14 protein-coding genes and 1 tRNA gene are annotated in these 12,157 nt (G+C 66.0%); 3 read left to right on the forward strand and 12 right to left on the reverse strand.

The features are described from left to right. Positions 1-2: 2 nt before the first annotated feature. The 9 genes from nuoF to L0C59_RS06595 all read right to left on the reverse strand — a co-directional run bounded on the left by nuoF (position 3) and on the right by L0C59_RS06595 (position 7,142). Positions 3-1,316 carry an NADH-quinone oxidoreductase subunit NuoF gene (gene nuoF, locus L0C59_RS06555; protein WP_243090505.1) on the reverse strand — a complete coding sequence of 438 codons (1,314 nt, stop codon included), beginning with the start codon at positions 1,314-1,316 and terminating at the stop codon, positions 3-5. Next, positions 1,313-1,858 (reverse strand): NADH-quinone oxidoreductase subunit NuoE, encoded by a 546-nt coding sequence (nuoE, locus tag L0C59_RS06560; protein ID WP_243090506.1) that lies wholly within the window; start codon positions 1,856-1,858, stop codon positions 1,313-1,315. The genes nuoF and nuoE overlap by 4 nt, the downstream gene beginning before the upstream one ends. A 185-nt stretch (positions 1,859-2,043) precedes the next feature. Then, positions 2,044-3,264: an NADH dehydrogenase (quinone) subunit D gene (gene nuoD, locus L0C59_RS06565; RefSeq protein ID WP_243090508.1), complete on the reverse strand. Its 1,221-nt coding sequence runs from the start codon at positions 3,262-3,264 to the stop codon at positions 2,044-2,046. Continuing rightward, a complete protein-coding gene (locus L0C59_RS06570) occupies positions 3,261-3,881 on the reverse strand; it encodes an NADH-quinone oxidoreductase subunit C (RefSeq protein WP_243090510.1) in 621 nt (206 codons plus the stop codon). The genes nuoD and L0C59_RS06570 overlap by 4 nt, the downstream gene beginning before the upstream one ends. A gap of 3 nt (positions 3,882-3,884) precedes the next feature. Further along, positions 3,885-4,430: a NuoB/complex I 20 kDa subunit family protein gene (locus tag L0C59_RS06575; RefSeq protein ID WP_243090512.1), complete on the reverse strand. Its 546-nt coding sequence runs from the start codon at positions 4,428-4,430 to the stop codon at positions 3,885-3,887. Beyond that, on the reverse strand, positions 4,421-4,780 hold the full coding sequence (locus L0C59_RS06580) for an NADH-quinone oxidoreductase subunit A (RefSeq protein WP_028494350.1): 360 nt from the start codon (positions 4,778-4,780) through the stop codon (positions 4,421-4,423). The genes L0C59_RS06575 and L0C59_RS06580 overlap by 10 nt, the downstream gene beginning before the upstream one ends. 154 nt (positions 4,781-4,934) lie before the next feature. Then, positions 4,935-5,765 (reverse strand): 16S rRNA (adenine(1518)-N(6)/adenine(1519)-N(6))-dimethyltransferase RsmA, encoded by an 831-nt coding sequence (gene rsmA / locus L0C59_RS06585; protein ID WP_243090514.1) that lies wholly within the window; start codon positions 5,763-5,765, stop codon positions 4,935-4,937. Next, complete coding sequence (locus tag L0C59_RS06590; protein ID WP_243090516.1) at positions 5,758-6,504, reverse strand: metallophosphoesterase; 747 nt, start codon at positions 6,502-6,504, stop codon at positions 5,758-5,760. Before L0C59_RS06590 ends, rsmA begins: the two co-directional genes overlap by 8 nt. Continuing rightward, complete coding sequence (locus L0C59_RS06595) at positions 6,501-7,142, reverse strand: Rad52/Rad22 family DNA repair protein (RefSeq protein WP_243090518.1); 642 nt, start codon at positions 7,140-7,142, stop codon at positions 6,501-6,503. The genes L0C59_RS06590 and L0C59_RS06595 overlap by 4 nt, the downstream gene beginning before the upstream one ends. A gap of 62 nt (positions 7,143-7,204) precedes the next feature. On the opposite strand from L0C59_RS06595, the gene L0C59_RS06600 reads away from it, so the two are divergent. Beyond that, complete coding sequence (locus tag L0C59_RS06600) at positions 7,205-7,567, forward strand: hypothetical protein (RefSeq protein ID WP_243090519.1); 363 nt, start codon at positions 7,205-7,207, stop codon at positions 7,565-7,567. Between the two features lie 37 nt (positions 7,568-7,604). Then, a tRNA-Ala gene (locus tag L0C59_RS06605) sits at positions 7,605-7,680 on the forward strand. A 200-nt stretch (positions 7,681-7,880) separates the two neighbouring features. On the opposite strand, the gene L0C59_RS06610 is transcribed toward L0C59_RS06605, so the two are convergent. From L0C59_RS06610 to L0C59_RS06620, 3 genes are read right to left on the reverse strand one after another with little or no spacing between them, the layout of a single operon-like run. Beyond that, a complete protein-coding gene (locus tag L0C59_RS06610; protein ID WP_243090521.1) occupies positions 7,881-9,776 on the reverse strand; it encodes a tetratricopeptide repeat protein in 1,896 nt (631 codons plus the stop codon). A gap of 9 nt (positions 9,777-9,785) precedes the next feature. Further along, on the reverse strand, positions 9,786-10,490 hold the full coding sequence (locus tag L0C59_RS06615; protein WP_243090523.1) for a WecB/TagA/CpsF family glycosyltransferase: 705 nt from the start codon (positions 10,488-10,490) through the stop codon (positions 9,786-9,788). Next, a complete protein-coding gene (locus tag L0C59_RS06620; RefSeq protein ID WP_243090525.1) occupies positions 10,478-11,194 on the reverse strand; it encodes a 2-phosphosulfolactate phosphatase in 717 nt (238 codons plus the stop codon). The genes L0C59_RS06615 and L0C59_RS06620 overlap by 13 nt, the downstream gene beginning before the upstream one ends. A 27-nt stretch (positions 11,195-11,221) precedes the next feature. On the opposite strand from L0C59_RS06620, the gene L0C59_RS06625 reads away from it, so the two are divergent. Beyond that, positions 11,222-12,157: a thiamine-phosphate kinase gene (locus L0C59_RS06625; protein ID WP_243090527.1), complete on the forward strand. Its 936-nt coding sequence runs from the start codon at positions 11,222-11,224 to the stop codon at positions 12,155-12,157.

Here is a 12,157-nt window from a genome sequence, read left to right on the forward strand (position 1 = left end):
CTTCACCTCCAGAGGTTCACCCTGGGCACGGGCTTCTTTTCCCGCACCAGGGCCAGGTACTGGTCCTTAAAGTGCTTCAAGGAGCCTTTCACCGGCCATACCGCCGCATCCGCCAGGGGGCAGAAGCTCCGGCCCTCGATGAGGGGCAGAAGGGCCTCCAGGTTCTCCACGTCCTTCTCCTCCCCTTCCCCGGAGCCGATCTTGGCGAAGAGGTTCACCATGAAGCCCGCTACTCCCTCCCGGCAGGGAGTGCACTTGCCGCAGGACTCGTGGGCGTAGAAGCGGGTCACGTTCCACATGGCGTCCACCATGCTGACCCTTTCCGGGATGAGGATTACCCCTCCCGTGCCCAGCATGGAGCCCTTGGCCTGCAGGTGCTCGTAGCTCATGGGGGTGTCCAGGACCTCATCGGTGAAGGGCAAGGGCGGGGTGGAGGAGCCGCCGGGGATGAGGGCTTGGATGGGTTCCAGAGGTCCTCCCGCCCAATCGTAGATGAGTTCCCGGAAGGTGGTGCCCATGGGGAGCTCATAAACCCCGGGCCGCCTCACGGGGCCGGAGATCTGGTAGAGCTTCATCCCCTTGGACCCCTCGGTGCCCATGCTGGCGAACCAGTCCGCGCCCCGCTCCAGGATGGGCACCACCGAGGCCAGGGTTTCCACGTTGTTGATGGTGGTGGGCTTGCCCCAGAGGCCGGACTGGGCGGGGAAGGGCGGCTTCAGGCGGGGGTTGGCCCTTAAGCCCTCCAGGGAGTTCATGAGGGCGGTTTCTTCCCCGCAGATGTAGGCTCCGGCCCCCCGGTGCACGTGCACGTGGAAGGAGAAGCCGCTGCCGAAGAGGTTCTCCCCCAGGTAGCCTCGGGCGAGGGCCTCCCGGATGGCGGCCTCGAGGCGGTCCGCGGCCTTGCGGTACTCCCCCCGCACGTAGATGTACCCCACCGTGGCCCTTATGGCGTAGCCCGCCAGGATCATGCCCTCGAGGAGGAGGTGGGGCACGTCCTCCATGATGTAGCGGTCCTTAAAGCTGCCCGGCTCGGACTCGTCGGCGTTGCAGATCAGGTAGTGTTGCTTCCCATCCTTGGGCATGAAGCCCCACTTCACCCCCGTGGGAAAGCCCGCCCCGCCCCGGCCCCTGAGCCCCGAGCGCTTCACCTCCTCGATGACCTCCTCCGGGGTCTTCTCCCTTAGAACCCGCTTGGCGGTCTCGTACCCCCCGTGCCTCAGGTAATAGTCCAGGGTCCAGCTTCCCTCCTGGCCCACGTGGGCGTAGAGGGTTTTTTCAAAACGGGGGTCGCGTCCGGAAACGATGGGCCCGGTCATACCTCCACCTCGTGCACGTGGTGCCCGCATTTGCCGGGAAGCTGGATCTCCTCGAGGCGCTTGCCCGCCTTAAGGCCTTCCAGGAGCGCCTCAAGCCTCGCCCGGGTCACGCACTCCACGTAGGGTTCGTCGTTCACCTGCACCACAGGGGCCGTGTGGCAGCTTCCCAGGCACTCCACCTTCTGCACGCTGAAAAGGCCATCCGGGGTCACCTCCCCCGGGCCGATGCCCAGGGTTTCCGTGAGGTAATCCCAAAGCTCGTCGGCCCCGGCTAGCTTGCAGCTCAAGGTGGCGCACACCTGAAGGTGGTAACGCCCCGTGGGCACGAACTGGTAGTAGGAGTAGAAGCTTGCCACCCCCAGGACCTCCGTGGCCGTGGTGCCCACCAGGCGGGCAATCTCCTCCACGCGTTCGGGACGGATCCAGCCCTCCTCTTGTTGCACCCGCCTCAAGAGGGGCATGATGGCGGAGCGTCGCCCCTCCGGTGGATACTTGGCGAAGGTTTCCTCCAGGAAGTCCTGCTTGTCGTCAAAGAACCCCATCTTTCCTCCCTAGCCAACCTAGCCCCTTCGGGGCCCTTTTATCCCCTAGCCAACCTAGCCCCTTCGGGGCCCTTTTATCCCCTAGCCAACCTAGCCCCTTCGGGGCCCTTTTATCCCCTAGCCAACCTAGCCCCGGGCTCCTTGTGGTCCTCAGCCAACCTAGTCCCTTCAAGGCCCTTTTCATCCTATCGGTCCACATCCCCCATCACCGGGTCCAAGCTGGCGATGATGGCCACCATGTCGGCCACCTGTTCCCCCTTGCAGGCGTAGGGGAGGCTTTGCAGGTTCACGAAGCTCGGGGCCCGCACCTTGACCCGGTAGGGCATGCTTCCCCCGTCGGAGACGATATAGTAGCCCAGCTCACCCCGGGCGGATTCCGTGGGCACGTACACCTCCCCCTTGGGGGGATGGAAGCCCTCGGTGTAGTGCTTGAAGTGGTAGATGACCGCCTCCATGGAGGTTTCCAAAAGATGTCTGGGAGGCGGGGTGATCTGGGGGTTGGGGTCCCGCACCGGCCCTGGCTCCAGCCTCTCCAGGGCCTGCTGGATGATCCTCACCGACTCCCGCATCTCCCGGATGCGGATGAGCATGCGGTCGAACACGTCCCCATGTTCCCCCAGGGGCACGTCAAAGCGGTAGGTGTCGTAGCCCGCATAGGGGTAGGCCTTGCGCACGTCGTAGTTGACCCCACTGGCCCTCAGGGAGCCCCCGGTGAGGCCCAGGTGGATGGCCACCTCGGGGGGAATGACCCCCACGCCCCGGGCCCTTTCGTGGAAGATGGGGCTTTCCGCAAAGAGGGCCTCGTACTCGTCGATGCGGTGGGGCAGCACCTGCAAAAGCTTTTTAAGCTCGGGTACGAACTCCTCGGGAAGATCCTCCTTAACCCCACCGATACGGATGTAGTTGTGATGGAAGCGCTGGCCCGTAACCCACTCGAAGAGGTCCAGGATGGTTTCCCGCTCGCGGAAGGCGTAGAAGAAGGGGGTAAGGGCCCCCAGATCCAAAAGCCCGGTGCCCAGGAAGACCAGGTGGCTGGCCAGACGGGAAAGCTCGTTCAAGATGATGCGGATGGTCTCGGCCCTTGGGGGCACCACCGCCCCCACCAGCTTCTCCACCGCCAGGGCATAGGCCAGGTCGTGGGCGAAGGAGTGGAGGTAGTCCATCCGGGGCGTATACGTGATCACCTGCGTATACGTCCGGTTCTCCATGTTCTTCTCAAACCCGGTGTGGAGGTAGCCGATGTGGGGGACGAGGTCCAGGACCTCTTCGCCCGACAGGGTCACCACCACCCGCAACACCCCGTGGGTGGAGGGGTGCTGGGGCCCCACGTTGAGGGTCATCACCTCCGTGCGGAGCTCCTTGGGCTCCTCCGCCACCCTTGGGTCTAGGTCCAGATAGTCCTTCATTTGACCTCCTTGGCCTTCATGAGGTCGGCCCACAGGGCCCGGTACCCCTTGCGGCTACCGCCCCGGTACATGGTGAGGCCGGGGTTTTTGCCGGTTAAGGCGGCCCGGAACTCGCTGGGCACGATGAAGCGCCCCTCGCGGAAGAGGGTGGGGGTTTCCCCAAGGGGGAAGTCCTTGCGCAGGGGGTGGCCCTCGAGGTCCTCCGGGGTCAGGATCTTGCGCAGATCCGGGTGGCCCTCAAAGACGATCCCAAAGAGGTCGTAAACCTCCCTCTCCAGGAAGTTGGCGCTTCCCCAAAGGTCGGTGACGCTGGAAAGCCTGGGGTCCTTCTCCGGCACGTAGACCCTCACGAAAAACCGGCTGCCGTCCCCATCCTGCCACCCGGGAAGGGAGACCAGCTCGTAGACCACGGCGAAGCGCTCCGGGCGGGGATCAGGATATTCCAGGTAGTCCAGGCCCACGATGTCCGCCAGGTAGTTAAACCCCAGGGCCTTGTAGTGGGCCATCTCCTCCTTGAAGGCCTCCCGGGGTATCACCACCCAGAGGTTGCCAAGGCCGTTGTCCTCCAGGGCGTAACCCTTGGCCCGGGCTTCTTCCAGCACCCTATTGAGCCGCATACCTCACCCCCTGGTGCGCTTCCAGGCAGCCACAGGGGGAAGCCTCTCGCCCCGTTCGTTGACCGCCTGGCCCCGCACCTTTTTCTGTAGTTGCATCACCGCGTAGATGAGGGCCTCGGGGCGTGGGGGGCAGCCGGGTACGTACACGTCCACCGGCACCACCGAGTCCACGTTCTGCACGATGGCGTAGTTGTTGAACATGCCCCCCGAGCTGGCGCAGGCCCCCATGGAGATCACCCACTTGGGGTCGGGCATCTGCTCCCAGACCCGCCGCATGACCGGGGCCATCTTTTTGGAGAGCCGGCCCGCCACGATCATCACGTCCGCCTGGCGGGGGCTTGCCCGGAAGACCTCGCTCCCGAAACGGGCCAGGTCGTTTCTGGCGTCGGTGGAGGCCATCATCTCGATGGCGCAACAGGCCAGGCCAAAGGTGGCGGGCCATAGGGAGTTGGAGCGCCCCCAGGCCACCAGCTTCTCCAGGGTGGTGAAGAGGATGCCCTCCCGCTCCAGCTCCTGTACATCCCGCTCAAAGAGGTCCTTCAGTGCCACCGCATCACCCCCTTCCACCACTCGTAGAGGAAGCCCACGAAGAGGAGCAGGGTGAAGCCTGCCACGCCCAAGAAGCCGTACAGGCCGAGGGTGCCTGCGCTCACCGCATAGGGCCAGAGGAAGGCCACCTCCACGTCAAAGAGGATGAAGAGCATGGCTACCACGTAGAAGTGGACGGGAAAGCGCTTGACCTCCCCCGCTGGGTCGTTCCCCGACTCGTAGGGCATTAGCTTGGCCTTCCCCGGTTTCTTGGGACCCAGGAGGGCCCCCACCACCAGGGCCGCCACCCCGATGAAAAGGGCCACCCCCAGGTAGATCAGGATGCTCACGTACTCCGCGATCGGCGCCAAGGTCCCCTCCTTTCGTGCCTCTTGTCACGAGGAGGAGGTCCAAAACCCAAACCCCCTCCCCATTTCCCGCCCATCTTATCACCCCCTCCCCGGGACAAATGGGCCGCCCTACACCACAGGGGTGGCTAATCGGTGTAGGTCCGTTAGTTATCGGTTAAGGACAACCTACACCCCAGGTGTAAAGGAGGTGCTTCAGCCTCTGGAAATGGTATAGATCCAAAGCCTCTGCCCGGATTTCCCTCGGTAGGCCTAGGTTTTTCAGCGCTTCCTCCACCTTCTCCTTGGGGTATCCGGCGGCGGTGAGGGTGTTTTTCAGGGTCTTGCGCCGCTGGGAAAAGGCAGCCTCGAGGAGCTGAAAAAGGGCAGGGTCGTCCGGCACCTTCCGGGGGGTGAGGCGCACCAGGCTGCTCACCACCTTGGGAGGGGGAAAGAAGGCCCCAGGGGGCAGGTCGAAGAGCTTCTCCGCCCGGGCGTGGTAGGCCACCCGCAGGGAGAGGAGGCCGTAGGAAGGGGTATTGGGCCGGGCCACCATGCGTTCGGCCACCTCCTTCTGCACCAGAAAGACCAGGCGGGCAAACCGGCCCGTCTGCAGGAGGCGGGTGACCAAGGGGGTGGCGATGTTGTAGGGGAGATTGGCCACCAGAAGGCTTCCCTCAGGCACCTCTTCCCAAGGGAACGCCAGGGCGTCGGCAAAGATCAGCTTAACGGGAAGGCCCTTTAGGGTTTCCTCCAGCACGGGCTTTAGCCGTTGGTCCTTTTCAATGGCCGTCACCTGGGCTCCCGCCTCCGCCAGGGCCCGGGTAAGAACCCCAAGGCCGGGCCCCACCTCGTAGACGGGGCCGGTAAAGGGTTTGGCCGCCTCCACGATGCGCCTTAGATGGGCTTCCGAGGCCAGGAAGTTTTGCCCCAGGCGCTTGTCGGCGAAAAGCCCGTGGCGCATCAGGAGTTCCCTAATGCCCTTGGGGGAGGTGAGGCGGTTAAGCATGGTTTAGGCGCTTCACCTGGGGGTGCAAGGGCTCTTCCTGTGGGAAAATCTCCAGGTACTCCCCCAGGTCCAGGGCGTCGATGAGGGCGAAGCGCTCCTTTAGGAGGATGCCCTCCTTCATGGGCACGTGGCCGTACACGCCAAAGCGGTAGCCCATCCGCTCTACGTAGTCGGGGGTGCGGAACCACCAGGTTTTGGGCTCGCTTTGGGCGTAGAAAAGATCGTCGTATTCCTGCAACCAGGGCACGGGGCCCACATGGGCGAAGTGCACCCCCTGGAAGACCACCTCCCGGGGGAAGCCCCTCATCCAGGCCCTCAGGGTCTCGGGAAGGGGGCGCCCCCCGTGCTCGGGATGGAACTCCAGGTGCCTGAGGTGCTGGTTTCCCAGGATGGGCTCCCCTTTGAGCACCGCCTCGTCGTGGTTCCCCAGGAGGATGGTCACCTGCCCCTGGGCTGCCTCCTGAAAGGCCTTTAGCCGGAAGAGCTCCCGGATTTGTGCCCCGGCTGCCAGGCGCAGGTGGTGTGGGTCCAGGGGGTTATAGGGGTTAAGCCCCGTCAGGCGCCCGTAGTCCCCCGGGGTCTTGGGGTGGACCAGGTCCCCCAGGAGGACCAGGTGGGTTTTTCCCGAAAGGAGCGCTTCCGTGGGCCTAAGCCCAGGATCCGCCAGGCCCTCTGCCTTCAGGATGCGCCAAAGGGTGGGGAAGTTGGCGTGGAGGTCCCCGATGGCGACGATTCTCATCCCTTGAGTAGAGCCCTGAGCTCCCCGTAAAGCCGCTTGGTTTCCTCGGGGGTCTTGCCGTAACCGGCGTACTTGGTGACGATCCGGGCGGCCTCCTTGCCCAGGCCCTTTTCCTTAAGCCTTTCCAGAAGCTGGTCGATGAGCCGGTGGGCCTCGGGCTTTTCCTCTTCGGGTGGGGTTTCCTCCCCCGTGGGTTCGGGGAGCCTAGGCGGGGTGAAGCGCCCCTTTTCCGGGTCGTAATCCACCCACTGCTTCTCGAGGCGGTAGAGGTACCGGCCCACCCCGAACTTCACCGCAGCCCGCTTCAGGGCATCGGAGAAGGCGGCTTTCAGGGAATCCCCCTCCCCCACGTCCTCCTTGGTCACCCCCAGGACCGTGAGGCGGCACTTCACCTCCACCAGGCGTTCCCGGCGCTCCCCCCGCTCGTCCTTCACCGTGCGCTCGGCGTCGGCCAGCACCTCGTAGGCGTCCTGCCACCCCTCCGGGCCCACCACCCGGTCCAGGCGGTCCAAAACGGTGCGGGCGTCCACGTAGGGGACCACCAGGGCCCGCTTTCTGTCCCGGGAGAGGGCTTCGATGCGCCACTGTACCTCCCCTGGGGGAAAGGGCTCGGCCAGCTTTTGCCAGACTTCGTCCATACCTAAAGTCTACTTTAGGCGGCGCTCAGGGGTCAGGGGGAGGGGTGGGTTAAGCTATGGGCATGCGTAGGATGCTTGGGATGCTACCCCTGCTCCTTTTAGCCTGGGCCCTCGAGGTGAATCCCTCCAGCCCTCTGGAGCTCCGCATCACCGCAAGCCTCTCCTTTAACCTCTTTCCCCAGGCGGTGGTGGTGGAGCGTTTTCCGGAGCCCCAGGGTCTGGTGGTGGTCTACCGCTACTCCCAGGCCGAGGCCATCTTCCGCCACCACGACGAGGACCTTCGCCGCCGGGGCTGGGTGCGGGTGAAGTACGAGGTGAAGAAGGACGAGTGGAAGGCGGAGTACAAGAAGGGCAAGGCCAAGGCCAGGCTTTCCGTAAAGGACAAGAAGGGCCGGGTGGAGGTGCGGCTCAAGGATGGGGACTAGACAAGGCCAGGGCCCCCGGCTACCATATAGGGCGCGTGGGGCCGTGGCGCAGCTGGGAGCGCGCCTGAATCGCACTCAGGAGGTCACGGGTTCGAGTCCCGTCGGCTCCACCAAAAAACCTCCCGCCTAGGCGGGAGGTTTTTGCTTACTAGTATCCGGTAGCCGAGCCAGGACCAGCACCCAGCGCTGCCAGCAACACTGCAATACCCAAACGCCAATGCCGAAGGATGCCCATACGAATACGCCTCCAATCCGGTCCGATGAGACCAAGATTAGGGTAAACCCCAGGGGCCGTTACAGGGGCGTTACCGCGTTACTGGCCCTGAAGGAGCCAGGCTACCAGTGCGTTCACCACGTCGTTTTCCGCCAGGAGTTCCGGGGCTTCCAGCACTGCCCGGAAAAAGGCCTGCACCATCTCCGGGGCGGGGTTTTTCAGGAGGTCCTGCACGCTCTTCCCGGCGTAGGGCCCTTGGGTGAGGGGGTTAGTGAAGCGGCTTCCCGTGGCCAGGGGGGCGGCCTGCCTTAGGGCCTCCAGGGTCCTTTCCAGGAGGAGGCGGTCCCCCTCGGCGCCCAAGGCTTCCTTGGGGTTGAGGAGCAGGGTGCCATCCAGGTCCCGCACCTCGAGGCCCAGGGCGTAGAGCTTCCGCGCCAGGCTTTCCGGCCCCACCGGCAAGGGGATGACCACCTGGGCCTCCCCGTAGCGCACCTCGAGGGCATACCGCCCGGGCTCGGGCAGGGTGACGGCGGGGGCCACCTCCTCCAGGGCGCTGGTGAGGGGGGGGAAGCCCAGGGGTTTCTTCTCCTGGGCAACCAGGGTGCCCTCCCTGTAAAGGAGGGTTTCCAGCTCCTTGCGGGGAAGGTAGGGGTCTCCCACGAGTCTCACCTCCGGGAAGACCGCTTCCCCCGCGTGGAAGGGCCGGGCCTCCAGGTCCCCGGGGATCAGGGAAAGCTTCTTCACCTCCAGAAGGGGCCTCTCCTCTTTCTGGCCCAAGGCCCTCTTGGCCGCCTGGGCCAGGGGATGCCGGGGATGGGTTTCCAGGAAGGCCTGGTACAGCGCCTTGGCCGGAAGCCCTGCCCGTTCTGACACGTAGGCCCGGAAGAAAAGGGCCAGGGGTTCGGTTCGCCCCTCCAGGTCCTTTAAGGCCTCGGGGAAGTCCTCGCCCTCGTCCAGCCTCAAGGCCCGTTGGTAAAAGGCCTTGGCCCCCAGGAAGTCCCCGTAGATGGCCTTAAAAAGCCCCAGGTTGTAGTAGGCGGTGGCGTTGGGCAGGAGCTCCACCGCCCGCTTTGAGGCCAGGATGGCCCGGGGGAGGTCCCCCGTGAGGTAGTAGGCCCAGCCCAGGTTGGTCCAGTAAAGCCAGTGATCCGGCCTGAGCCTGAGGGCCCTGAGCAGGGCATCCCTGGCCTCTTCCCCTTTCCCTTCGGAGAAGGCGGCAAAGCTCACCTCCTCCCACGCCAGGGGAAGTTCGGGGAAGGCTTGGGCCAGGACCCGGGCCGATTCCTTCCAGCGCGGGTCCTCGAGGGCCCTAAACACCAGCTCCGCGGCGGCCTTTTCCAGGACATCCCCTTCCCGTAGGGTTTCCGCCAGCTTAAGGGCCTCCTCCCGCTTGCCCTGGGAGAGGAGGGCGAAGGCCTGGTAGGCGGGGGGAAGCTTGTCCTGCCAAAGGAGCAGGAGCCTTTCCGGCAAGAGCCCCTGCAAAAGGCCTGCACCCCGTCCTTCCCTAAGGTCCAAGGCGGATTGGTGGAGGGGATCCGGGTTTTCCCCTTGGGCCAAGGCCCTGAGCTCCTCCTCGCTGAGGGTGGGGTGGGGTAAGGGGCTAAACTTCGGGGCCAGGCCCTCCCCTTGGAGCCAGAGCCAGGCGAGGTTGGGGGTGGGGAATAGCCCCTCCTTCACCCCATCCCTTCGGGCCAGGAAAAGCCTTAAGCCCTTTTCCTCCCCCTTGCCCAGGAGAACCCATTCGGCCCCCGTGGCCGCCTGGGCGAGCCGGGCCCCGGCCCGGGTGTAAAGCCCCCCGGCCAGATCGTAACCGCCCCGCCAGGGGGGATCGGGCAGGAGAAGGGCCAGGAGGGTGGGGGGAGGGGCCTTGAGGCCTTGGGCGAAGGCCTGGGCCAAGCGGAAGCCCTGGGGGCCCTCAAAGGGCAGGACCAGCCCTTGGGCTAGGCCGAGCCCCAGGAAGAGGAGAAGGGCAAGGAAGCGCCTTGGGGTCACCATGGACGCATTCTAGCGCCTTTCCTTGAGAACCAGGTAAGCGAAGCGGAAGAGCCTGGGGGCCCTTTTCCAGCGCTTGGGATCCAGGCCCACCCGGAGGAGCCACTCCAGGCCAAGCCTCTGGGCCCAGGCCGGGGGGCGTTTGGCCTCCCCGGCCAGCACGTCCAGGGTGCCCCCCACCCCCATGGCCACCTTGGCCCCAAGGTGGGCCTTGTGCCGGTGGATGAAGGTTTCCTGCCTTTCCCCCATGCCCACCAGGAGGAGGTCCGGGGCCTTTTGCCGGATCGCCTCCACCACCCCTTCCTCCTCCTGGAAGTAGCCGTGGTGGTACCCTACCACCTCCGCCCCTAGCCGCCCGGCCTCGAGGGCCGCCCGCATTGCCACCCCAGGCCTGCCTCCCAGGAGGTAGACCCGGATCCCGGGAAAGCGGCGGAAAAGGGCCAGGGTGAGGTCCACCCCGGTGACCCGCTCCTTAAGCTCCAGGCCCAAAAGCCTTTTGGCGGCCCAGAGGATCCCCACCCCATCCGGGGTTACCAGCTCCGCCTCGAGGATGGCTTGCCTGAGGTCCTGGTCCTCCTGGGCCCGCACGGCCATCTCGGGGTTCAGGGTGACCACCTGGTGGGTGCCCTCCTCCTCCAGGAAGCCCCCGATCCGGGCCAGGGCCTCCTCCATCCCCACGGGGTCCAGGGGAAGGCCTAAGAGCTCTACCCGTTCCATGCCACAAACCTCTGGGCGTAACGGTCCTGGGTTAGGCCAAAGGCCACCTTGGGGAAGAAGCGCACCCCGGCGAGCCTGGGTACCACGGGGTCCACCCCGATGAGGCTGGCCCGGGCCAGTTCCTCCGTGCGCCCTTCCTTGTGGAGGGCCTGGCCCTCCGGGCTTTGGAAAAGGGCCTCCTGGGGGTCGGGGAAGGCCTTGAGGAGGGCGGTGGCTAAGGTGGCGGAGGACTCGGGGAAGAGGCGTTTCTGCAAGAATCCCGCTGCCACCACCGCGGAGAGAAGGGGGTTGGGGGCGCCGGAAGGCCTAAGGACCAGCCCCTCCAGGCCGCGGAAGGCCTCCAGGACTGCTTTGGCGTTGCGGAAGCCCGCCACGTACACCTCCTCCTCCCCGGGCAGGAGGCTCGCGTTGAGGAGAGGGGCTACCAGGATGGCCCTTTTCCCCTCCACGCGGGTCCTTTCCAGGTCCACCAGGGAGAGCCGGCCGTGGAAGCCCTCGGGGGGGAAGCCCTCCACCTCGCCCAGGAGGAGAACCCCTTGGCCCAGCTCCTGGGCTAAAAGGCGGGCCACCTTGGGCCCTGGGGCTACCCAGACCTCCGCGGCCCCCTGGGCCAGGAGCTGGCTGAGGAGGCTGCCTGCGGGAAGGACCTCCACCAGGACCAGGGGGCCACGGGCCGGCGTGAGGCAAAGGTCAACCCGGCACACCCCGCCATGATACCCTAGCCTGGGCATATGCGGCTTAAGGACTTGGGCGAGCGGGCGCTTCTTGGGAAGCTTGCCCCCATCGGTTATCCCCCGGAGGCTCCCCTGCCCCCCGGGGATGACGCCGGGGGGGTTTGGGTGGGGGAGGTGGCCTGGCTTTTGAAGACGGACGGTTTCCTCTACCGGGAGGTGGCCCTTTCGGGCATGGGGCCCTTTGAGGTGGGCTTCCGGGGGGTGGCGGCCACCGCCTCGGACCTGATAGCCAAGATGGGGAGGCCCTTGGGGTTTACCCTGGGGCTCTTCCTGCCCCCGGACCTCGAGGAGACGTTCGCCCTGGAGCTGGCAAGGGGGGCGGCGGAGGCGGCCAGGCGGCTTCAGGCCCCTCTTTTGGGGGGCGATACCAACGCTGGGCAGGAGGTGGCCCTCACCGTTTCCGGCTTCGCGCGGGCGGAGGCTCCCTTGCCCCGCAGGGCCCTTCCCGGGGACCTCCTCTACCTGGCCGGGGACCGCTGGGGCAGGACGGGGGCGGCCATCCGGGCCCACTACCAGGGCAGGGACCTGGGGGCCTACCCCAGGATCCGCCAGGCGGCCTTCTACCCCCTGCCCCGGCTGGAGCTCCTGAGCCTCCAGGGCCTCCTCCGGGGTAGCCTGGACTCCTCCGATGGCCTGGCGGAAACCCTCTGGCAGCTGGCCGAGCTCGGGGTGCGGGTGGACCTCGAGGCCCTTCCCCTTTACCCCGATGTGCTGGCCTTTGCCGGGGATAAGGCCCAAGCCCGCGAGCTGGTCCTCTATGGGGGAGAGGAGTTTGAGGCGGTGCTGGCGGTTCCCCCCGAGCGGGAGGCCCAGGTCCTGGCCCGGGCGAAGGAGGCGGGGCTTCCCCTTTTCCGTGCCGGACGGGTCTCCGAGGGGGAGGGAGTGTACCTCCTGGGCGCGCCCGTAGAGCGGCGGGGTTACGCCCACTTCTAG

The organism is Thermus neutrinimicus (assembly GCF_022760955.1).
GTDB lineage: Bacteria > Deinococcota > Deinococci > Deinococcales > Thermaceae > Thermus > Thermus neutrinimicus.

What these genes read in the sequence shown, in the direction of transcription:
- rsmA (WP_243090514.1), bottom strand. Translation starts at nt 5,765, where the DNA reads ATGCTTAACCGCCTCACCTCCCCCAAGGGCATTAGGGAACTCCTGATG.
- L0C59_RS06590 (WP_243090516.1), bottom strand. Translation starts at nt 6,504, where the DNA reads ATGAGAATCGTCGCCATCGGGGACCTCCACGCCAACTTCCCCACCCTT.
- L0C59_RS06625 (WP_243090527.1), top strand. Translation starts at nt 11,222, where the DNA reads ATGCGGCTTAAGGACTTGGGCGAGCGGGCGCTTCTTGGGAAGCTTGCC.
- nuoE (WP_243090506.1), bottom strand. Translation starts at nt 1,858, where the DNA reads ATGGGGTTCTTTGACGACAAGCAGGACTTCCTGGAGGAAACCTTCGCC.
- nuoD (WP_243090508.1), bottom strand. Translation starts at nt 3,264, where the DNA reads ATGAAGGACTATCTGGACCTAGACCCAAGGGTGGCGGAGGAGCCCAAG.
- nuoF (WP_243090505.1), bottom strand. Translation starts at nt 1,316, where the DNA reads ATGACCGGGCCCATCGTTTCCGGACGCGACCCCCGTTTTGAAAAAACC.
- L0C59_RS06595 (WP_243090518.1), bottom strand. Translation starts at nt 7,142, where the DNA reads ATGGACGAAGTCTGGCAAAAGCTGGCCGAGCCCTTTCCCCCAGGGGAG.
- L0C59_RS06570 (WP_243090510.1), bottom strand. Translation starts at nt 3,881, where the DNA reads ATGCGGCTCAATAGGGTGCTGGAAGAAGCCCGGGCCAAGGGTTACGCC.
- L0C59_RS06600 (WP_243090519.1), top strand. Translation starts at nt 7,205, where the DNA reads ATGCGTAGGATGCTTGGGATGCTACCCCTGCTCCTTTTAGCCTGGGCC.
- L0C59_RS06615 (WP_243090523.1), bottom strand. Translation starts at nt 10,490, where the DNA reads ATGGAACGGGTAGAGCTCTTAGGCCTTCCCCTGGACCCCGTGGGGATG.
- L0C59_RS06610 (WP_243090521.1), bottom strand. Translation starts at nt 9,776, where the DNA reads ATGGTGACCCCAAGGCGCTTCCTTGCCCTTCTCCTCTTCCTGGGGCTC.